The organism is bacterium SCSIO 12696 (genome assembly GCA_024397955.1).
Classification (GTDB): domain Bacteria; phylum Pseudomonadota; class Gammaproteobacteria; order Pseudomonadales; family Porticoccaceae; genus SCSIO-12696.
Genome location: CP073744.1, coordinates 2,217,838 through 2,238,901, shown reverse-complemented (window position 1 = coordinate 2,238,901; position 21,064 = coordinate 2,217,838). Strand labels below are relative to the sequence as shown.

The window sequence follows — 21,064 nt, the reverse complement described above, 5'->3', positions numbered from 1 at the left end:
GCTGAGCGTTACAGGCTACTCTAGGGCCATGGTAAAGCGAACAAAAAACATGCTATCAAAGCGATTCTGAACATTGAATTCACTGTAATCGCTGCCAAACAGGTTTTGCCCAATAAACTCCATTTTTACCGGCTGCGACCAAAGGTCAACGGTCTTCGCCAAACGCAAATCCACTCGGTCATAAGCTTCGGTATCACTGCCAAACAAAAACCAGGAGGTATCATCCAGGTAGTAATAACCCAAACTGGCCTGCCACTGGCCGTTAAAGCGATGGGACAATAGTGCGCTGGCGGTATGGCGAGGTGTACCGTTGGTATTGTGTTGCAGACTGCGAATGGATAACGGCGGCAACTGCTGTGTCACGCTGCTGTACCCATAGCTGAGCCAAAAACGGGTTCGATTGCTGATCCGGTAATCGAGGTTGCCCTCTACGCCCGTGATGTCCGTGCGGCCACCGTTAACGCGAAACAGTACCCCCGGGGGCTGACCATTTTCTTGAGCAAACAGAGACAACAGTTCTGGGGCAGTGGGATCAAAGACTTCCTGAATTTCGTTCTCCAGCGCCTCATCAAACAATTTAATTTCAGTACGCAAGTGACCCCACTCGCCCACATAACCCAGCTCCCAAGTGGTGATTTTCTCTGGCGTTAACCGTTCAGAGCCCACTTCGATAAAGCGCTCCAGAGGGAAGCCCTGTTCCGTCTTCAAGGCCAATTCATGGTAGGCCTCACCCACAAACGGTTGCCGCCAACCGCGAGCAAAGCTCGCCCGCACAGTGTGATTGGGGGCCAACTGGTAATTCACACCCAGTCGTGAAGACAGGTCACCGGTTGCCAGATCCCCCTCTTCGTACAATCCCCCCGCATTGAATAGCCAGTCATCTTGACGGTACTCCCAATTGGCAAACAGGCGCGCACTGTCACTTTCAAAATGGTCATTACTGTTCAACACCAAACCACCGCGCACCCGTGTCTTGCGCCAACCCACGCCCCACAACAAACGGGAGTCACTACTGAACGAATAGGTTTGCTGAGCTTCCAAGTCCACGCGATTGGCGCGATAGTTATAGGGCCCGGCCACCGCTTGCTGCTGAGCAATATCTTCAGGCAATTCCACCGGAAAATTATCAAGATAATCTTGCAACTGATCCGGGCCGATTCCGGCAACAGCCAAAATATCGGCGACCGAACCTGGGAGCACCTGGTCACCGCGTACGGTGCGATCCAAACCCAACTGAAAGTGCCATTCATTATTGGCGTTCACGACATTGGTAAAGCGAAGCAGGGCATTTTGTTCCAGAATTTCCTTGTCACCCACAGGATCAAACAATGAATTCGGGCTACCACCGCGACCAGAGGGGCCATCTGCATGGAGCACCTGAAACTCCAAGGTACGTTCGCCACTTAACTGGTACTGCCCCTGCATCCGCAGATTGAGTACATTGACCCCGCTGTTACCGCCGTCAAAACCGTCACTGCCTAAATACGTGGCAGCGGCGGTGTAACGCATTTGTGAACCGTTGTAGTGATAACGCAATCCCGCCAGCTGGGTATCGCTGTCACCAGCCGCCAAAAACAGTTCGCTGCCTTTTGCATTTACCGGTTTGCGGGTGACGATATTGATGGCGGCAACAAACGCGTTAGAGCCGTAAGCTGACCCTGCAGGGCCGCGCATCACCTCGATGCGTTCAATATCGTGCACAGTAATGCCGAGGCGATCCCAATCGGTCAAACCGAACTGGGAAGTAAACGCCGTTCGGCCATCCACCAACACCTGCATACGTCGCGACAAGCCATCAGTCTGGCCGTGGTAAGTGGTGACCGTGTGGTGATCCCGCCATGAGCGTGCTACCTGAAAACCAGGCACCAGGCGAAACAAGTCGCCAATTTCCAAAAAACCGGAAGCGGCAATCAGCTCGCGATCAAGAACTGTGATGGAGCCCGGGGAATCAACAACCGATTGCGGCAAGCGGGTGGCTGCCATCACCATCGGCATTTCTTGCATTAAATCCTGTTCGGTCAGGTCATCAGCCAGTATCTGAGTGGAGGCTGTGCCAATGGAGAAAGAGGCGATCAGTAGTAGAGTTTGCGGCAGCCCATCCTGTGGGCTCGATTGCCAAATCATAGGCGCACCAGTAATGCAGTAAGTTATTAATTCTTATTCACAATGAGTGTACTCCCCTGACCAAAAGATGCAAACGAGTTCGGGCATCTAGTGCCCTTTCAAGGTAATTGCGTGGTCACAAAATTACTTTGAAAGGGCACTGGCAAATTCTGGTAAAGTGGCGCCATGTCATTGATCCCGGAAAAGCCCCTTACTCTGTCTCCTTCACTGGCGGCCACCATCGGCCTGGAGGAAGCACTATTGCTGGGCATTCTGGGGGACTTTTTGGACCACGGCAGCCCTCAACGACACAACAATTTTGACTGGCTTGAGGTATCTGCAATTCAGCTGCAACGTGTCGCGCCGTTTTGGAACGATCGGGATATTCAGCGCATCACGACCAACTTGCGCAACCAGGGCATTCTACTGATTGCCTCTGCCCCATTTAGTGAATCTGGCCAACTGCGCTTTGCCGTTAACGAGACCAGCACTGGCAACGAACCGGTTAAACCACCTAGCAATCCAGTGGTCACTCGCAGCGCCAACGCCATTGCCCAAAATTGGCAGCCGGACGCGGAGTTGTTGCGTCAACTGGCTCAATACAACATTCCCCAAGCCTTCGCCTTGGAGCAGGTACCGGAGTTTGTCACTTATTGGAGCGAAAGAGGTGAGCCTCAGCACAGTTGGGGCTCAAAATTTATCAAACAGGTACTCAAGCAATGGCGTCAGCAGCAAGCCAGAGACACCCGCCAAAGCAGAGAGCTGTCAATGTCACCCGACTGGCGCCCCAGCCAGGACGCCATGGAGATATTGACCCGCCAAGCGGGCATCAGTAAACACTTTGTGGAAGACGCCATTCCCGAATTCGTGCTCTATTGGTGCGAACGTGGTGAAGCATCATCCACCTGGAATTCCCGCTTTATCCTGCATATCAAAAAGCAATGGGCCCGTTTTACCGCTGTGATCAAGAGTGATGCCGAACCACGGCCAATCAACACGGATTGGCAGCCAGACGACACCGTATACGATGTCCTTGCCCTGGCCAATATCGACCGCCAATTTGCCGAACAGCAAGTTGCCGAGTTTGTGCTCTATTGGCGAGACACTGGCCGGGTAGAAAGCTCTTGGAATACCCGCTTCCTGCAAAATGTAAAACGCCAATGGGCAAGGCAAAACACCCTGCCCGATGCCTCACCCGCAAGCACTGCGAGCAGCCATGAAAGACAACAAAGACCTAATCGAACAGGCGGTTCACGAGGCCGCTCAGCCGTCCAACAGCTCACCGACCGCAGCTGGGCAAGCTAGTGCCAGCAAAGACGCGCTGATCGATGCCATCAATCAGACCTTCACCCTGTTTCAGCTGAACTACCACAACCAGTTTTTCAGTGCCTTTCCCGACCAACAAGATCAGGATTTCACCAAAAAACTGTGGCTGGAAAGCCTGGGTAAGTTTACCCCGCAACAAATCCTGCAGGCCGCCAAAGCCGCCATTGAGCAGTGCGAATATTTGCCAAACCTGCACCGCATGATTCAACTGTGCCAGCAGCAAGGTCCAGGTGGCGCTCTGCCCAGTGCCCACGATGCCTACGTGGAAGCCTGTAACGCCCCCACCCCCAAAGCCACCTATCGCTGGTCGCACCCAGCGGTGTATCACGCCGCCTTGGAAACTGGCTGGTATGTGCTTGGCAATGAAGTGGAACGTAAAGCCTTCCCGTTGTTTGAAAAGAACTATCAGGACATATGCCAACGAGTTTTGTCCGGGGAGAAGTTGGTTGTCGAAGCTCCGGAGCTGCTGGAAGAAAAGCCCGCAGAGCCGCTTTCCAAAGCGGAGAGTCGCGAGCGAGTGGCGGAATTGAAGGAGTTGCTGGGTAATAGTTAAATCGACTGCAGTAATCTCACAGCTTTGGCTTCGTCGTTTTTTCTGTAGGTAATTTTTCAGTGCAGGTTTCGCCTGCTAGCGAGTTACTTTTCTTTGTTTGCCCAAAGAAAAGCTAACCAAAAGAAAGGGCACCCCCGTTCCGTTGGCCCTTCGGGCTCCCTTCGCTCCGCACAATTGCCACGGGTCGGTCTTACTCGCATCCCTGCTCGATCGACCTAACGCGCACATCCATGTGCGCGTTTCCCTACCAATTGCGCTGCGCTCGGCAACTCCAAAGGGGAAAAAATCACGCACGGAATTTACTACGGAGTACACCTATTCCCCTTCGCCCTTGCCGAGTGACGGAGGTGACATAGGGTGAAACGGACAGGACGTCCGTTTCAGCGCAGCGGGTACAGGAAGTACCCTCTGCGCGACCCGGCCATGGCACCGGAGGAACAAGGGGAGCCGAAGGCCAAGGGCGCTGGGGCGTGTTTTCTTTGCTTATCTTTCTTTACACGAGTAAAGAAAGTAAGTCGCCCAGCAGGGCGAAACCTTTGCTAAAGATTACTAAGGAAATAACGACAGAGTTAAAGCCACTAGATTGCCACGTCGCCTTCGGCTCCTCGCAATGACGAGCAATAAATTTGGTACTCGCCCAATCGAATGACGGACACAAAAAAGGGCAGCGTTTGCTGCCCTTTTTGCTTTCTAAATAAACGGCTACTTCTTAATCACTTTATTGTAAATAAACAGCAGCAACAGAGCGCCAACCACAGCGGTAATCAAACCGCCAAAGCTGAACTCACCCACAGCACCCATGCCGAACAGGGAACCGACCCAGCCACCAACAAAAGCGCCAGCGATACCCAGCAAAGTGGTCATAATAAAACCGCCACCGTCTTTGCCTGGCATAATCCACTTGGCAAGAATGCCTGCCAATAAGCCCAAAACAATCCACGAAAGAATTCCCATGTGAAATCTCCTGGTTGATGGTTAAACGCTGAGGATCAGTCAGCGCCGTTGGCCGCCACAGTGTGCATATGTACATCCTGTTGTGGGAACGGGATGGAGATGCCTTCGGCGTCGAAGTGTTTCTTCACTTGTTCATGCACATCGTTAAACACACCCCAGTAATCGGCTGTGGCCACCCACGGGCGCACATTGAAGTTAACACTGCTGTCCGCCAATTCAGCAACCGCCACCGCAGGCGCTGGATCCACCAGTACACGGTCGTCTGCTTCCAGAATGGCTTTGATGATATTGCGTGCTTTGTCGATGTCGTCGCCGTAACCAATACCAAACACCATGTCCACTCGACGAGTGTCGTGGGCGGAGTAGTTGACAATATTGCCGCCCATTGCAGATGAGTTAGGCACAATCACTTTTTTGTTGTCTGGTGTTGCCAGTTCGGTAGTAAAAATGGTGATCTCCTTTACCGAACCAGAAGTGCCCGCCAGTTCCACAAAGTCACCGATTTTGAACGGCTTGAAAATCAGGATCAGTACGCCTGAAGCAAAGTTAGACAAAGAGCCTTGCAACGCCAAGCCAACGGCCAAACCGGCGGCACCGAGGATGGCCACAAAGGACGTGGCAGCAACACCGATTTTAGAGAGTGCGGCAATGACAACAAAAGCAACAATACCGTAGTAACAGAGGCTGGCTACAAAGCCGGCTACCGCTGGGTCAACATCCTTTTTGCCCATTGCTGTGCGCAAACCGGCGCGGATTTTTTTGGCCACCCACATTCCGATAATAATAATGGCCAGCGCATACACGACGTTTTCGGTCATACCCCAGATTTGCTCAAAACTGAGGTTGCTAATGTCAAAGCCACCGCTTTCAGCTGGTGCTGTAGCTTTTTCTTCTGCCATGGAATTTCCCCTTATTTTTGATTGTGTTACCTAAACTATAGGTAGGTTTTTTGAATCGTGCCAAGTCTAATAGAGAGTCTATATAAGTAGTGACCAGCTAAAAGTACCAAACTCTGTAACAAGATTGTGACAAGCGTGTTGCGCACTAATCAACCACTTCCACTGAGTCCACTTTTTGGAACCCGCGCGGCAGTTTATGGCCACGGCGACCGCGCTCGCCCACATAGTGTTCCAGGTCGCTGCGCTTGAGGCCAATATGCCGCTTACCGGAATACACTTTTAGGGTTTGCGAATCGTTTAAGGTAACCAGCGCCACCATAAACTCTTCCCGACTCTGCACCCGCCCGGTGGGAATACTGAGAATTTTATTGCCCTTGCCTCGCGCCAGCTCCGGCAGCTCTTTGACGGGGAAAGCCAGCATACGGCCTTCGTTGCTGATGGCCACCAGCAAGTCATTTTCCGGATCGTCTACCAACTTGGGCGCCATCACCCGCCCGCCTTTGGGCACTGACAGGGATACTTTTCCGGCTTTATTTTTGGTGTACAGCTCGCCGAGACGGCCAATAAAACCGTAACCGGCATCGGTACACATCAGGATAGCCTGCTTATCATCACCCATCATCGCGCCTTCAAAGGTCGCACCAGACGGCGCGTTGAGGCGGCCAGTGACAGGCTCCCCCTGCCCTCGCGCCGACGGCAAGGTGTGGGCAGCCAAGGCATAACTGCGGCCGGTGGAATCCAGCAAAATCACATTCTGATTGCTGCGTCCTTTGGCGGAGAGAGCGTAATCGTCGCCGGACTTGTAGTTGAGCGCTGCCGGGTCAATCTCGTGGCCCTTGGCGGCGCGAATCCAGCCCATTTTTGAAATCACCACCGTTACCGGGTCGGAGCTGAGCAGGTCGGTTTCCGAGAAAGCCTTGGCCTCATCCCGTTGCACCAATGGAGATTTACGCTCGTCGCCAAATTCCTCCATGGCCGCCAGCAGTTCTTTTTTCACCAGGGTTTTCAGCCGCGCCGCCGAGCCGAGGATCAATTCCAGCTGCTCTTTTTCCTTTTGCAGCTCCTCCTGTTCGGCGCGGATTTTCATTTCTTCCAAACGCGCCAGCTGGCGCAACTTGGTATCGAGAATGTAATCCGCTTGCACCTCGGTGAGGTCGAAGCGCTTCATCAGCACTTTTTTCGGTTCGTCCTCGGTGCGAATGATATGAATCACTTCGTCGATATTGAGGAAGGCGACCAGTAAACCATCCAACAGGTGTAGGCGTTTGTTAACCTTTTCCAGCCGGTATTCAAGGCGACGGCGGGTGGTATCGGTACGGAATTTCAGCCACTCCGCCAAAATGCGGTTAAGTGGTTTGACCCCCGGCTTGCCGTCAATACCGATCATATTCAGGTTGATGCGGTAGTTGCGCTCCAGATCCGTGGAGGCGAACAGGTGGCTCATCATCTGCTCAAGATCCACGCGGTTGGAGCGCGGCACAATCACCAACCGAGTGGGGTTTTCATGATCCGACTCGTCCCGAAGGTCTGCCACCATGGGCAGTTTTTTGGCCTGCATCTGGCTGGCAATTTGCTCCAGCACCTTGGAACCAGACGCCTGGTGGGGCAGCGCAGTCACCACTACATCGCCGTCTTCCTTGTGCCACACCGCACGCATTTTTAGCGAGCCGCGGCCGGTTTCGTAGACCTTTTGAATTTCGTCCTGCGGGGTAATAATTTCCGCGTGGGTGGGAAAATCCGGCCCCGGCACGAACTGACACAGGTCTTCCACGGTGGCCTTGGGGTTTTCCAGCAAATGTACCGTGGCTTTTACCACTTCGTTCAAATTGTGCGGCGGAATATCCGTGGCCATACCCACCGCAATACCGGTGGTGCCATTGAGCAACACATTGGGCACTCGCGCGGGCAATACTTCCGGCTCGTCCAATGTGCCGTCGAAATTCGGCTGCCAATTCACTGTGCCCTGGCCCAGTTCCGACAGCAGCGCCTCGGAATATTTAGTGAGTTTGGATTCCGTATAACGCATAGCGGCAAACGACTTGGGATCGTCCGGCGAACCCCAGTTACCCTGGCCATCCACCAGTGGATAGCGATAGCTGAACGGTTGCGCCATCAGCACCATGGCCTCGTAGGCGGCGCTGTCTCCGTGGGGGTGGAATTTGCCGATCACATCGCCCACGGTGCGCGCGGATTTTTTGTATTTGGCGCTGGCCTTTAAGCCCAGTTCGCTCATGGCATAGACAATACGCCGCTGCACGGGCTTGAGGCCATCGCCAATATGAGGCAAGGCTCGGTCGAGGATCACGTACATGGAATAATCCAGATACGCCTTTTCCGCGTAGGTGCTGAGGGAGGCTTTTTCGATGCCGTCGTCGTCGATTTTTACGTAGTCAGTCATGTTTATTTGCCGGGCGCAGCGCGCCTTTTGTCATTCTTGTTCTCTCAGATGTCATTCTGAGCGTAAGCGAAGAATCTCTCTGTTTATCGAACCCTGAGATCCTTCGCTTACGCTCAGGATGACAAGGCGCAGACTTTTACACTTCCGCCAGATCGCCCTTGCTCTCCAACCACGTCTTGCGGTCAGACGCACGTTTTTTCGCCAGCAGCATATCCATAATGGAATTGGTATCGTCGCCAGGTTCGATGGTGAGCTGCACCAGGCGGCGGGTATCCGGATCCATGGTGGTTTCACGCAATTGCAGCGGATTCATTTCACCCAGGCCTTTAAAACGCTGCACATTCACTTTTCCACGCTTACCCTCCGCAGCGATACGGTCAAGCACACCCTGTTTTTCGTACTCATCCAGGGCGTAGTACACCTCTTTGCCGATATCGATGCGATACAAAGGTGGCATGGCCACGTACACGTGCCCAGCCTGCACCATATGACGGAAGTGGCGCACAAATAAGGCACAAATCAGAGTGGCGATATGCAGGCCGTCGGAGTCGGCGTCCGCCAGAATACAGATTTTGTGGTAGCGCAAGCCGGAGAGGTCATCACTGGCCGGGTCGATGCCCAGGGCCACGGCAATATCGTGTACTTCCTGGCTGGCCAAAATTTCCTGAGAATCCACTTCCCACGTATTCAGAATTTTGCCTCGCAAAGGCAGAATCGCCTGGGTTTCGCGGTTGCGAGCCTGTTTGGCGGAACCGCCGGCGGAGTCCCCCTCCACCAGAAACAGCTCACCAAAACAGGGATCGTCCCCGGAGCAATCCGCCAATTTGCCTGGCAGCGCAGGCCCTTGGGTAACTTTCTTGCGCGCCACTTTTTTGCTGGCACGCATTCGCTTTTGGGCATTGCTGATACACAGGTCGGCAAGTTTTTCCGCTTCTTCGGTGTGCTGATTGAGCCACAGGCTAAAGGCGTCTTTTACCACGCCGGAAACAAACGCCGCCGCCTCACGAGAAGATAAACGCTCTTTGGTCTGCCCGGAGAACTGCGGGTCGGCCAGCTTGGAAGATAACACATAACAACAGCGATCCCAGATATCGTCCGGGGTCAGCTTCACCCCCCTAGGCAGCAAATTGCGGAATTCACAAAACTCGCGCATGGCTTCCAGCAAGCCGCTGCGTAAGCCGTTAACGTGAGTACCACCCTGAGCGGTGGGAATCAGGTTAACGTAACTTTCCTGGGTGAGTTCGCCACCTTCCGGCAGCCATTGCACAGCCCAGTCCACTGCTTCTGTTTCCGCACTGAAGGTGCCCAAAAACGGTTCCGTGGGCAGTACGTCCCAACCGTGAGTGGCACTGATCAGATAATCACTGAGGCCATCTTCATAGCACCATTCTTCGGTGTCACCGCTGGCTTCTTCTTTAAAGGTTACCGTGAGCCCAGCGCACAATACTGCCTTCGCGCGCAGCACGTGTTTGAGGCGGCGCACGGAGTATTTGGTGGAGTCGAAGTATTGCGGGTCGGCCAAAAACCGTACCGTCGTGCCAGTATTGCGCTTGCCGCAGCTGTCGATCACTTCCAAGTCGTTGTATTTGTCGCCGTTGGCAAAGGCAATCTGGTGCACCTTACCGTCCCGGCGAATGGTCACTTCCAGCTTCAGGGACAAAGCGTTAACAACCGACACTCCCACCCCGTGAAGGCCACCGGAAAACTGGTAGTTTTTGTTGGAAAACTTGCCGCCAGCGTGGAGGGTGGAGAGGATCACTTCGACACCGGGCTTACCCTGCTCCGGGTGAATATCCACCGGCATACCGCGACCATCGTCGCTCACTGACAGGGAGCCATCTTTGTGCAACACCACATCCAGCTTGCGGGCGTGCCCGGCCAAGGCCTCATCCACAGAGTTGTCAATGACTTCCTGGGCCAAGTGGTTGGGGCGAGCGGTATCGGTGTACATGCCCGGGCGTTTCTTTACCGGGTCGAGGCCGGTAAGGACTTCAATATCTTCGGCGGTGTAGTTGGTCATTCTGTTTGTTGGCTTCTTTTTAGTTATGTTCTTTTTTCAAACAAGAACTTATAGATGTCTGGCAGAAATCGTTCATAGCCTTGAAAGCTGTGATCGCCACCCTGCTCTATGGTGAGTTTACAGGCAGCGTACTTTTCTTCCGCATCGCGATAATCCAACACTTCGTCGTCGGTCTGCAAGAGCGCCCACAAATTTTCTGGGCGCTGCAGAGTTTCCACGTCAAACTGGCGGTATTGCTCTACATGGTGAGGCTCCATCACCCAGGTTTCGCCGGTGTGGTAGTTGGCGTTTTCGCCAACGTATTCGTGCATACCCCGCCAGGGGCGCACAGCGGGGTTAATAATAACCGCACGCAAAGCGTATTTTTCAGCCAGATAAGTGGCAAAAAAACCGCCCATAGAACTACCCGCCAAAGCAGGGGGCGTGCCAGACTGGGCAATAATATCTTCGAGCTGAGCTACGGCCCGCTCCGGATAATTGTGAAGCTGTGGGCAGTGAAATTCGACATCCGGGTGATGTTGTTCCAACCAGCGTCGCGTGGCCTCAGATTTAAAGGAGAGTGGTGAGCTGTTAAATCCGTGCAGATAAAGCAGAAACATAAAAAATCGGTACCTGAAAGATACCGATTATAACGATGTGCTGCTGGCTAACAAGGAATGATCAATAGCCGACGCAATGGCGGTCGAGGTTGTCCATGGCGGGCAGTTCAACTACACCAGTGTCGATGGTACCGTCGTCGTTAAAGTCGATCCAACGAAAACCTGGACCCTGGTCGCCAAACGCAAATTCGTCACTGTTAGCGGCAAATTGGAAACAGGTAGAAGGCGTGGTGTATACCGAAATGCCATAGCGTTTAGTGGTGGTGGGCTGGTGCACATGGCCACCAAACACGGCTTTAATGTTGCTGCACTCTGCCAGCCGTTCAAGGATGGCATCGCCATCGGAAACTTTTTGCTTATCCAGCCAGGCACAGTTCACATCCACCAGTGGATGGTGCATAAACACCGCCACCGGCCCGTTGTGCTTTTCCGCTGCGGCCAATGTCGCCTGCAATTGCTTGTTACCGATATGACCACCTACTTTTCCGGGCTGGCGGCTATCCAGCATCAGCAACAGCCAGTTGCCCACGGTCACTTCGAAGCGAAACGGGGTGTTCAGGGTGGCGGCCATGGTTTCCAGATCGTCATGGTTGCCAGGCAGCCAGTAATAGGGGACGGATTCTGCAGACAATTTTTTATCAAACAGCTCGTAGGCAGGCAGTGCGCCGTCGCCAGCCACATCGCCGGTTACTACAAAGGCATCGGCCATATCACGGCAACGTTCCAAAACGGCATTAAGGCTGTCGCAGGTGTTGATACCCGCCAATTGGTAATCCGCCGACGGCCCCAGATGGGGGTCGGTGATCTGAACGACGCGTACCCGCTGTTCGCAAGTTGGTTGGCAGGCTTGTTTGTTAAGGGTTTTCACCGTTGCTGTCATGCCCTGTTAATCTCATCCATTTACCCCACCTTGAGGTTTTCCTTCGTGCTCAGTTGGAAGCGCGATCAAAACAGCTCCCCGTTTCGCAGCCGTATTGCAGGCAATGTGCCAGCAAGTCAGCCAGGAATCGGTTCCATTGAGCCTTTTCATCCTGCTGGTACATGTTCGGATTGGGGTACTCAAAGCGCGGGCTCGGGCTTCTGTGGCCTTCGCAATCCAACACTTCGGCAACCTTGGCATCGTGGTAAAGGCGTACCTTTAACGTCGGCATCTGTAGCCAGCCGTTGCCACAATCCTGTTCCAACTGTGTTTGTTTTAACGTCATTAAGGTGGTGTAGGGGGTGCGCTCAAGCACTGTGATGGTGACCACACGATTTTGCCCATTGAGAACAAAAGTGCGTGAAGATGCTGACTGGTACTCCGGAAACAGCTTGATAAACCGGAGGTAGTTGGCATCGCAATCCGCCATGTACCGCCTCAGGTCTACCTTGTATCGAAATTTATCAATAACAGCCACTGCCACCTACCGAGAATGTTAACCAGTTGCCATTCGCAAAATGGAGTTGTGAAATGCTTCTAAAAACTCACTCTACCCTTGGTACCGGACACTGTCTAGGGTCTGTTGACGTTGCATATCCACCTCTGCTGAGAGTAATTTTTGCGCTCAACAAGGCAGGAAAAGCGACGTGTAGTCGCTCTACACCAGCTTTTTCTAACGCAGTGGAGCGCAAAAAATAGCCTCAGCCCTGTGGGTTGGGGCTGAAAAGGCGCCCCTCGTTGTTGCTCGTCGCTCATTTCGAATAACCAAACCACACGACTCGCGCCTAGATGGACGCCTTTTCAACCGCCAACAGTGGCGGATATGAAACGTCAACAGACCCTAACCCTGTAGCAACCTGTTAACAAAACCTTACGACCCACGATGGAGTTTGTATATAACCGGAATAGTCGTTCTGATAGACTCCGGGCATCGCAAATGGACGCAAGGTCAAACCCATGAACTGTCTTCGCAAATTGGCAATCGTTTCCCTGCTGGGCGCAGTACCTCTGGCACAAGGGGAAACACTGGCAGAAATTTATCAATTGGCACTGGAAAATGACGCCACATTTAAGGCTTCCGAAGCCAGTTTTTTGATCGACCAAGAAGGGATTGTCGCGCCACGCAAAAACCTGCTGCCATCAATTGCCGAAAGCGCCTCTGCCGGCTATAACCTTGGGGCGGGGAAAAGCCGCTTACGACAAGACGCCAACTTAGTACAAACCCGCACCGCAAAAGGCATAAAAACCTTTTCTGTGGATGGCCTTAATTACAGCTTTAATGTTCGCAACTGGTTTGACTTTAAGGCCGCCAAACACGACCTGGAACGAGCGGAAGCCCAGTTTGCCCTGGATCAGCAAAATTTGATTGTGCGGGTTGTCGGTGCCTACCTGGATGTATTGCGCGCCAGCGAGGCACTGCGCATTGCCCGCAGTAACGAAACCGAATCCAAGCAACGACTGCAAAGTGCCAAAGAGCGGTTTTCAGTAGGGCTGGTGGCCATTACCGATGTACACCAGGCGCAGGCCACTTTCGACAATGCGGTAGTTGCAGTCCTACAAGCGGAAGGAGAGTTCGCCATCCGTTTTGAGGCATTAGAAGTACTGACTGGAAAGCGTCATTTTGAGGTATCCGCACTAAAAGCAGACTTCCCGGTAGCGGATCCTGAGCCATTGGACCGGGATCAATGGGTCGACTTTTCCCTGCAAAACAACAACCAGTTAAAAGTGGCCAAGTTCACCCAGGAAGCCATTGTAGACCGCACCAAAAGCAGTGCCTATAACTACACACCAACCGTGTCTATAACTGCAGGTGGGTTTGAGTATATAGATACTCCCGATTCAGTCGTCGACTTTGGACAAGGCCCTCAGCAGTCCCCCGCCAGGGAAAGCTCTTCTTACAGAAACACCAATGTGCGTATCTCTGTACCCATATTCACCTGGGGTTTAAATCAATCCCAGCGCAAAGTGGCTGCCCAGCAAAAAGTGCAGGCTCACCACAACTACGTGGGTGCCCGCCGTCAGATTATTCAAAATACGCGAACCTCATTCCTGAACGCAAAAACCAACGCGGCTCGAGTAAGAGCCCTGGCTTCCGCCGTCACCTCTGCCGAGAGTGCCTATAAAGCCACCCAATCCGGCTACGAAGTGGGTACACAGACCATTCTGGATGTACTTACCGAACAATCACGCCTGTTCCAGGCCCAGCAAAACTACGCCAACGCCCGTTACGATTACATCCTCAGTTTTATGGAATTAAAGCTGCAATCTGGCCAGCTAAGCCCTGAAGATGTATTTACCCTAAATGGCTGGCTGGATGACGCCCAGAACGTGATCAAGGAGAAAGGCTAAGGACTCGGCTTTTTTTAATTCGCTACCAGAGGCGAAATCAGTTTTAACAGCTTCTCGAGCGCCCCCCGATTTTGCTCCGCCACGGTGTTGGCGGCAGCACCCATCGTGTGGCGGTGATCCGGGTCGCTCACCAGTTCATCGACAGCAACGGCAATCTGTTCACTACCATTACACACCTGCAAACCATCTGCTTCCAACAACAGTTGAGACGCTTCGGCGAAATTAAACAGGTACGGGCCTGAAACAACCGGCACCCCCCAGGCTGCCGGTTCAATCACATTATGGCCGCCCACTGGAACCAGAGAACCGCCCATAAACACCACATCGCTAGCGCCACAAAACGCCAACAGTTCACCCATGGTGTCTCCCAGCAACACTTGATGGCTTGATTCCGGTGCTACCTCTTGGCTGCGCCTTATCAGGGACAGTTCCCTGCTTTCACACAACTCGGCCACCTCATCAAAGCGTTCCGGGTGGCGAGGCACCAACACCAGCAACAGTGATGGATGGCTTTGTAACAGCTGCTGAAAGCTGTCGAGAATGATTTCGTCTTCACCACGATGGGTGCTGGCAACCAGCAAAACCGAGCGCTTTGCATCCCCTCTCCATTGGCTGCGCAACTGCTTGGCCTTTTGCTTGATCTCTGCGCTCAGCTCCAGATCAAACTTGATATTACCGGTAACCTTTAGCTGTTTTTTGGGTAGCCCCAAGCCTACAAAGCGTTCGCCATCGTCTTTGTGTTGAGCCGCCACTTTGTGCATTTTGCGTAACATGGAACCCATTAGAGCCGGTATTTTGCTGTACCCCTCAGCGGACTGCTCAGACAATCGAGCATTGGCGAGCACCATGGGAATACCGCGTTTGGCACAGCCGAATATCAGATTGGGCCACAATTCGGTTTCCATAATCACCAATACATCGGGCTGCACTCGATTAAGAAAACGGGCAACTACATCCGGCAGATCGTAGGGCGCATAGACGTGGTACACCGAGTCCCCAAAGCTGGCTTTTACCCGCTCAGAACCAGTGGGCGTCATTGTGGTCACCACCAATTGTGCGTCCGGATGCCGCTTTTGCAGCTGCTTAATCAAAGGCACCGCCGCGAGGGTTTCACCCACCGAGACTGAATGTACCCAAATAACCTGACCCGAAGATAGTTTTGGAACAAAACCAAAGCGCTCACCCCAGCGCTTGCGATAAGCTGGAGCCTTACGGCTGCGCAGCAGCAAGCGCACAAAGATCAAAGGCACTGCGAGATAGAAAGCCAGGGTGTATATAAAACGAATCATGGTTGAGATGAAGTGAGCCGCAGACTCACTTCCAATATTCTTTTAACCACGGGCAGGGGCGAATAGGCCGATACCATTTATGAGAAACCCCTTCAATGGCCTCATCGGGCAACGGATGACCGTGGAAGATCAATATTTTACTGCCCTCTGGGGCCTTAGGCGTTTTAAACAAACCCAGCGGCCAAGGTGAAGCGCAGTCGTATTTAAAGCTGACGCACCACTGGGGGGGCCAGAACGACAGTTCGCCACGCTGATTGACCTCATCGCTCAAGTAAGCCTGCTCGTTACGAAAGCTGCTTTTTACCTGGTCGAAGTTTTGCTGAAATTTGCGCAATGATGCGTCGTAGCGACCAATCTTAAAACGATACACCGAGGAGTTGCCGATCAGTCGTTTTTTGAATTTTTTATCGCGAATAATCAAGAACTCGCCGGAATGCTCAAACAGCTCGTCAATGTTGCCGACAATCACCACATCCAAATCCAGAAACAGCGCCTCCCCCTCCAGGCCACCAAAACCTTCCGCCAGGGTAGACAGTTTATTCCAGCCCCGCTCTGGGGTGCCCGGGGGCAATTCCAGGGAAGGCAGTGCCTGCGGTTCTATTTCCTCAAGCAAGCCGTTGCTGTCGTCAGTAAAGCAGATAAAGCGGAATGGGCGAGTGATATTGCGAGCCACCATACGATACAAGCGATTGGCGTATTCAGGGCCATATTTCTGGCCCCACTTCATGCAAATAATATTCACCGGCTGGTCATTGGCCATATTGGTATCTCAATTGTTGGCGGGCAATAGTCTCTGCCACAAGTGGCTCACTTGCTGGCGATGACCATGAAATTGCTGGCTTTCCACAAGCGTCGGTTGCTGCTGCAGTTGGGCGCGATGACCAGCAGCGCGGTATTGCCGATACGCCTCGATCAGCTGCGCAGTTTCTGCACTGGAGATAACACCATCAAAACTGGCGTGTTTGGCAGATATTTCTCCCAGCACTTCCAGAATGCGAATATTGTCACTCCAAGCAAGCAGTTCTGGGTGGCTGTGCCCCCAAGCCAGAACTGCAAATTGAACCATAAATTCGATATCCACGATACCGCCCCCACCCTGTTTGAGGTCAAACAGGGTGGAGTCATCTGTGCCTTTTGCCAAATGATCACGCATCTTCTGGCGCATATCGACAACCTCTTTGGACAGCGCCGGCAAGTCTCGTGGGCTGCCGAGAACCCGGCTGCGCACCTGGGCAAATTTGTCTGCCAACCGGGCACTGCCTGCTACGGGCCTGGCACGTACTAGTGCCTGCCACTCCCAGGTCCAGGCATCGTTATTCTGGTATTTTTCGAACCCTTGCAGGGAACTGACCAGCATGCCGGAATTACCTGAGGGGCGCAGACGCATATCCACTTCGTACAATTGTCCGGAAGCGGTTTGCGTGGTCAGCAAATGAATCACCCGCTGGCCCAGACGCAGGTAAAAAGTGGCGTTGTCGATACTGCGCTCACCGTCGGTGTAACCCTGAGGGTCGGCATCGTAGATAAACACCAAATCCAGATCCGAGTTGTGGCCCATTTCAATGCCGCCCATTTTGCCGTAGCCAACAATCAAAAAGTCGGCCTGAGCCCCCTCCTTTGTACCCGTAGCATCTACCCCATCAGGAAACCCATAGCGCTCTGTCATCTGTCGCCAGGCCATTTCCAACACCTGTTCGAGTAATGCTTCCGCAATCCAGGTCAGGTTGTCACTCACCTGCATCAGCGGCAGGGCATCAGTCACCTCGCAGGCCGCTACGCGCAGGCGGTTGGAACGTTTGAAATAACGCAACACCTCCAGCTGCGCTTCAACATCCTCTTCGGGCACACGCAGCATGTGCTGACGCAATTCATCGGCCAGCGTATCGCGACTGCGGGGCGCATACAGCGAGCGCGCATCAAGCAGTTCATCCAACAGTGCCGGATGGGTCGCCAATTGTTGTGCTACCCAAGGGCTGGCAGCACAGAGTATCAACAACTGCTGTAACGCTTGGGGGTTTTCTACCAGCAGCAACAGGTAGGAACTGCGGCGGGCAACGGCCTCCACCAACGCCAGGGTCCGTTGCAGCAATTGGGACGGCTTACCGTGGCTTTGGCAGCCGGCCAAGAGAATCGGCATAAAGCGGTTGAGACGATTGCGAGCACTTGTCTGCAATTGCTGAATAGCCCGACTGGCAAGCAGTGTCTGCAGTTGCTGTTCTGATTGCTCCGGCTGTTCAAAACCAGCACTCAATAACGATGCGGCAACGGGGCTGCCGCGACGCAGCTGTTGCCACGCCTCTACTGCCCACAGCTGAGACTCCTCGCTATCGCCTTCTTCCGGAGGAGCACCCACCACAGCGGCAAACTCATCGGCCACTGTGGCCCTGGCCTGTTGCAAATCGTTGTAGAAATTCGACCAATCATTATACCCAAGTACAGTCGTCAACCTGGCTCGGCCCAGCGCATCGGTGGGCAGCGACTGGGTTTGTCGATCCGCAATACCCTGCAAAATATGTTCTACACGACGCAACAACCGGTAGCTGCGCAACAGCTGGTCGGCCTTGCCTTGCGGCAGCAAGTTTTCTTGTTCAAGCAAAGGCAGGACTTCCAACAGCGGCGGCCTTTGCAAACGGGGGTCGCGCCCACCGCGTATTAACTGAAACGCCTGGGCAATAAACTCTATCTCGCGAATGCCACCGTGGCCACGCTTCACATCCTCCTGGGCGCCAGAACGGTGTACTTCCTGCTCAATCAGCGCTTTTATCTCCCTCAGTGACTCAATCACGCTGTAGTCTATGTACTTGCGATACACAAAAGGCTTGAGGGTTTCCAGCAACTGCTTGCCTGCACTTGTGTCACCGGCTACCGGACAAGCTTTAATCATCGCAAAACGCTCCCAGTCACGCCCCTGGGTTTGATAGTACTGCTCCAGCGCCGCAAAGCTGCCCACCAGTGGGCCGCTACTGCCATAGGGGCGCAAGCGCATATCCACGCGGAACACAAACCCGTCCGCAGTGCGGTTATCGAGCATCTGTATCAACTGACGCCCCAAACGTTCAAAGAACTCCTGATTGCTACGCTCACGCTTGCTGGTGGCGTTGTCACGATTTGTTTCGCCGCTTTCCGGGTACGCGAAAATCAGGTCAATGTCTGAAGAAACATTGAGCTCCCCTGCTCCTAGCTTACCCATACCCAGAACCACTAACTGCTGGCGGCAGCCGGACTCTTTGCCGGTGGGCACTCCCCACTGCTGGCACAGCCGCGGGTAGAGAAACTGGATGGCGCTGTCTATGCTGCACTGTGCCAGGGCGGTCATATCGGCGGTGGTTTCCGCCAAATCCGCCAGACCACAAAAGTCCCGCCAGACGATGCGCACCATCTCGCGATTGCGCAATTGTCGCAGAGTGCTGGCAAACAGGTCTTCGTCATCACAATCGATCAGAGCCTGTTGATAACGCTGTTGCCAGGATTGGTGATCGAAACACCGATACAAATCACCACTGCGCAATAGAGCCATAAATGCCTGGCTCTGCTGGCAGGCAAAACTAGCCACAAAGTCACTGCAACTGCCCAGCAGCTGCAGTTGTTGAGCAAGCTCAGGCTGCTGTTGGCACAGCTGTTGTAACTGATCATTGAGTTCCGGGGAGGCACTGCACAAGGCTTGCTGAAACTGCTGCCACTGTTTTTGCAGAAGAGGGCTGGATTGCAACGGCGCCAGCCAAACCGGATGAGTTGACATGGGTTACTTCCCGGAGTCCGGTGCCACCCGCATCACTTCGTTGATGGATGTCAGCCCAGCGGCTACTTTTTGGGCGCCGGAAAGGCGCAGGGTTCGCATTCCCTCTTTCATGGCTTGCACACGCAGTTGTTCTATGTCGCCGTCGTCTTTCACCAGCGGCCGCAGGCTGTCACTGAGGGGCAATATTTCATAGATACCCTGGCGACCCAAGTAACCGGTGCCGCGACACTCCAGGCAACCCACTGGTCGATACACGGCCTTAGGCAGTGCCACCTTCCAGGGACGCACCAGCTGCTGCCAGGCCCCTGGATCCAGTTCCGAAGCCTCCTTGCAGTGGGGGCACAAAGTGCGCACCAACCGTTGCGCCATCACACCATTGAGGGTGGCGCGGATGAGATGTGCAGGTACGCCAATATCCAGTAACCGGGTGATGGCTGTAGGTGCGTCATTGGTGTGCAGCGTGGAAATAACCAAGTGGCCGGTAAGCGCCGCCTGAGTGGCCATTTCAGCGGTTTCCTGATCGCGAATCTCGCCCACCATGATGATATCCGGGTCCTGACGCATCAGGGTACGAATGCCCGCAGCGAAGTCGAGGTTAATCTTGTGGTGCACCTGGGTCTGATTGAAGTTATCCACCACCATTTCAATGGGATCTTCAACCGTACTGACATTGACACTCTCTGTGGCCAACTGTTTAAGGCTCGAATAAAGCGTGGTGGTTTTACCGGAACCAGTAGGCCCGGTGACCAGCACAATTCCGTGAGGCCGCTGCACCATATCCTGCCAACGGTTACTGTCTTCTCCCACCAAACCCAGCTCAGAGAAGTTGCGCAGCAACACATCCGGGTCAAAAATGCGCATTACCAGTTTTTCACCAAACGCGGTAGGTAATGTAGAGAGCCGCAGTTCCACTTCACCATTGTCAGGGGAGGTGGTTTTGATTCGACCATCCTGAGGTTTGCGTTTTTCCGCCACATTCATCCGACCCAAAACTTTCAAGCGACTGGTCATGGCAATCATGATTTGCAGCGGCATTTCATACACCAAGTGCAAAACCCCATCGATGCGAAAACGAATTTTGCCTTTCTCTCTCCTCGGCTCGATGTGAATATCGCTTGCTCGCTGCTCAAAAGCGTATTGCAGCAACCAGTCGACAATGGCAACAATATGTTGATCCTGAGCATCTGGGCTGGCGGTTTTTCCCAGCTCAATCAATTGCTCTACATTGGTAACTACCGAATTGGCGCCAGGCTGCTGGTCTGCTCCTGAAATAGACCGGGAAAGGGTATAAAACTCCATCCGATATTTTTGAATATCTGCCGGGTTCGCCATTACCCGGCGCACGGTTTTCCGGGTAACCTGTTCCAAGCCTTCTATCCAGCTGCTGGCATAGGGTTCCTGAGTGGCGATAACTAACTCATCCCCACGTACCTCCACACACAGGATGCCGTGGCGCTTGGCAAACGCGAAAGACATAACCTCGGTAACCGAGGATACCTGAATTTTGAGCGGGTCGATGTGCACAACATCAAGGCCACTCTTGTCCGCCAGCCAGTCGGTTAAGTGATCCAGGGAAATAGTTTTTCCCTGCCACTCCCCCGCACCATCCAGCTGCTGCGTAGCGATATAAATCAGCGGGTGCTGTAGCGCCTCTTCTCTGCTGCGACTACTGCCCGAGACAAAATTTACCGACTCACGCAGCAGCAACCCATCGGCTTCCAGCTCAGCGAGCACGGTGCGTAGTTCGAGGCAGCGATCAGCCCCTGTTGCGTCAGCCATTACTATCGACCTGTTGTTTTACGGACATAAACAGGACTATAACCAGATTATTCCCCAGACAACAGTTTTGTTGGATGCTTATTAACCCGGCAATCACAACTGTTGCAAATTTTTAGCGCCCATAAAAAAACCGGCCG

15 protein-coding genes are annotated in these 21,064 nt (G+C 53.5%); 3 read left to right on the top strand and 12 right to left on the bottom strand.

Annotated features, from left to right (window positions below; all coding sequences use genetic code 11):
- Positions 1-15: 15 nt before the first annotated feature.
- Entirely contained in the window at positions 16-2,124 is a 2,109-nt protein-coding gene (locus KFE80_10340; protein UTW44788.1) for a TonB-dependent receptor, read from the bottom strand.
- A gap of 165 nt (positions 2,125-2,289) precedes the next feature.
- Here KFE80_10340 and KFE80_10335 point away from each other — a divergent pair, with 165 nt between their 5' ends.
- The gene (locus KFE80_10335; GenBank protein UTW44787.1) at positions 2,290-3,408 is read left to right on the top strand and encodes a hypothetical protein; all 1,119 of its coding nucleotides are present in this window, start codon (positions 2,290-2,292) and stop codon (positions 3,406-3,408) included.
- A 46-nt stretch (positions 3,409-3,454) separates the two neighbouring features.
- Complete coding sequence (locus tag KFE80_10330) at positions 3,455-3,982, top strand: hypothetical protein (protein UTW46694.1); 528 nt, start codon at positions 3,455-3,457, stop codon at positions 3,980-3,982.
- Positions 3,983-4,684: 702 nt separating this feature from the next.
- Here KFE80_10330 and KFE80_10325 read toward each other — a convergent pair.
- From KFE80_10325 to KFE80_10295, 7 genes are all read right to left on the bottom strand, one after another.
- Positions 4,685-4,936: a GlsB/YeaQ/YmgE family stress response membrane protein gene (locus tag KFE80_10325; protein UTW44786.1), complete on the bottom strand. Its 252-nt coding sequence runs from the start codon at positions 4,934-4,936 to the stop codon at positions 4,685-4,687.
- A 35-nt stretch (positions 4,937-4,971) separates the two neighbouring features.
- Positions 4,972-5,835: a mechanosensitive ion channel gene (locus KFE80_10320; GenBank protein UTW44785.1), complete on the bottom strand. Its 864-nt coding sequence runs from the start codon at positions 5,833-5,835 to the stop codon at positions 4,972-4,974.
- A 145-nt stretch (positions 5,836-5,980) separates the two neighbouring features.
- Positions 5,981-8,233: a DNA topoisomerase IV subunit A gene (gene parC, locus KFE80_10315; protein UTW44784.1), complete on the bottom strand. Its 2,253-nt coding sequence runs from the start codon at positions 8,231-8,233 to the stop codon at positions 5,981-5,983.
- 136 nt (positions 8,234-8,369) lie between these two features.
- A complete protein-coding gene (parE, locus tag KFE80_10310) occupies positions 8,370-10,253 on the bottom strand; it encodes a DNA topoisomerase IV subunit B (GenBank protein ID UTW44783.1) in 1,884 nt (627 codons plus the stop codon).
- A gap of 23 nt (positions 10,254-10,276) precedes the next feature.
- On the bottom strand, positions 10,277-10,852 hold the full coding sequence (locus KFE80_10305; protein ID UTW44782.1) for an alpha/beta fold hydrolase: 576 nt from the start codon (positions 10,850-10,852) through the stop codon (positions 10,277-10,279).
- Positions 10,853-10,913: 61 nt separating this feature from the next.
- Positions 10,914-11,732 carry a metallophosphoesterase gene (locus KFE80_10300; protein ID UTW44781.1) on the bottom strand — a complete coding sequence of 273 codons (819 nt, stop codon included), beginning with the start codon at positions 11,730-11,732 and terminating at the stop codon, positions 10,914-10,916.
- Between the two features lie 49 nt (positions 11,733-11,781).
- Positions 11,782-12,201 (bottom strand): DUF1249 domain-containing protein, encoded by a 420-nt coding sequence (locus KFE80_10295; protein ID UTW44780.1) that lies wholly within the window; start codon positions 12,199-12,201, stop codon positions 11,782-11,784.
- A 527-nt stretch (positions 12,202-12,728) separates the two neighbouring features.
- On the opposite strand from KFE80_10295, the gene KFE80_10290 reads away from it, so the two are divergent.
- Positions 12,729-14,120, top strand: coding sequence for a TolC family outer membrane protein (locus KFE80_10290; protein UTW44779.1), 1,392 nt, complete (start codon positions 12,729-12,731; stop codon positions 14,118-14,120).
- A 14-nt stretch (positions 14,121-14,134) separates the two neighbouring features.
- Here the strand turns inward: KFE80_10290 and waaA are convergent, their stop codons facing one another.
- Genes waaA through KFE80_10270 form a run of 4 tightly spaced genes read right to left on the bottom strand, consistent with a single transcriptional unit; the run spans position 14,135 to position 20,927 of the window.
- Positions 14,135-15,409: a lipid IV(A) 3-deoxy-D-manno-octulosonic acid transferase gene (gene waaA / locus KFE80_10285; GenBank protein ID UTW44778.1), complete on the bottom strand. Its 1,275-nt coding sequence runs from the start codon at positions 15,407-15,409 to the stop codon at positions 14,135-14,137.
- Between the two features lie 25 nt (positions 15,410-15,434).
- Positions 15,435-16,169 carry a glycosyltransferase gene (locus KFE80_10280; protein ID UTW44777.1) on the bottom strand — a complete coding sequence of 245 codons (735 nt, stop codon included), beginning with the start codon at positions 16,167-16,169 and terminating at the stop codon, positions 15,435-15,437.
- 9 nt (positions 16,170-16,178) lie between these two features.
- The gene (gene glnE, locus KFE80_10275) at positions 16,179-19,148 is read right to left on the bottom strand and encodes a bifunctional [glutamate--ammonia ligase]-adenylyl-L-tyrosine phosphorylase/[glutamate--ammonia-ligase] adenylyltransferase (protein ID UTW44776.1); all 2,970 of its coding nucleotides are present in this window, start codon (positions 19,146-19,148) and stop codon (positions 16,179-16,181) included.
- Between the two features lie 3 nt (positions 19,149-19,151).
- Positions 19,152-20,927, bottom strand: a complete 1,776-nt coding sequence (locus KFE80_10270; GenBank protein ID UTW44775.1) for a type II/IV secretion system protein — start codon at positions 20,925-20,927, stop codon at positions 19,152-19,154.
- Between the last annotated feature and the right edge of the window lie 137 nt (positions 20,928-21,064).

Coding starts and splice junctions, on each gene's coding strand:
- parC (UTW44784.1), bottom strand. CDS start 8,233: ATGACTGACTACGTAAAAATCGACGACGACGGCATCGAAAAAGCCTCC.
- KFE80_10340 (UTW44788.1), bottom strand. CDS start 2,124: ATGATTTGGCAATCGAGCCCACAGGATGGGCTGCCGCAAACTCTACTA.
- waaA (UTW44778.1), bottom strand. CDS start 15,409: ATGATTCGTTTTATATACACCCTGGCTTTCTATCTCGCAGTGCCTTTG.
- KFE80_10295 (UTW44780.1), bottom strand. CDS start 12,201: ATGGCGGATTGCGATGCCAACTACCTCCGGTTTATCAAGCTGTTTCCG.
- KFE80_10280 (UTW44777.1), bottom strand. CDS start 16,169: ATGGCCAATGACCAGCCGGTGAATATTATTTGCATGAAGTGGGGCCAG.
- KFE80_10305 (UTW44782.1), bottom strand. CDS start 10,852: ATGTTTCTGCTTTATCTGCACGGATTTAACAGCTCACCACTCTCCTTT.
- KFE80_10335 (UTW44787.1), top strand. CDS start 2,290: ATGTCATTGATCCCGGAAAAGCCCCTTACTCTGTCTCCTTCACTGGCG.
- KFE80_10320 (UTW44785.1), bottom strand. CDS start 5,835: ATGGCAGAAGAAAAAGCTACAGCACCAGCTGAAAGCGGTGGCTTTGAC.
- KFE80_10300 (UTW44781.1), bottom strand. CDS start 11,732: ATGACAGCAACGGTGAAAACCCTTAACAAACAAGCCTGCCAACCAACT.
- KFE80_10290 (UTW44779.1), top strand. CDS start 12,729: ATGAACTGTCTTCGCAAATTGGCAATCGTTTCCCTGCTGGGCGCAGTA.
- KFE80_10270 (UTW44775.1), bottom strand. CDS start 20,927: ATGGCTGACGCAACAGGGGCTGATCGCTGCCTCGAACTACGCACCGTG.
- KFE80_10325 (UTW44786.1), bottom strand. CDS start 4,936: ATGGGAATTCTTTCGTGGATTGTTTTGGGCTTATTGGCAGGCATTCTT.
- glnE (UTW44776.1), bottom strand. CDS start 19,148: ATGTCAACTCATCCGGTTTGGCTGGCGCCGTTGCAATCCAGCCCTCTT.
- parE (UTW44783.1), bottom strand. CDS start 10,253: ATGACCAACTACACCGCCGAAGATATTGAAGTCCTTACCGGCCTCGAC.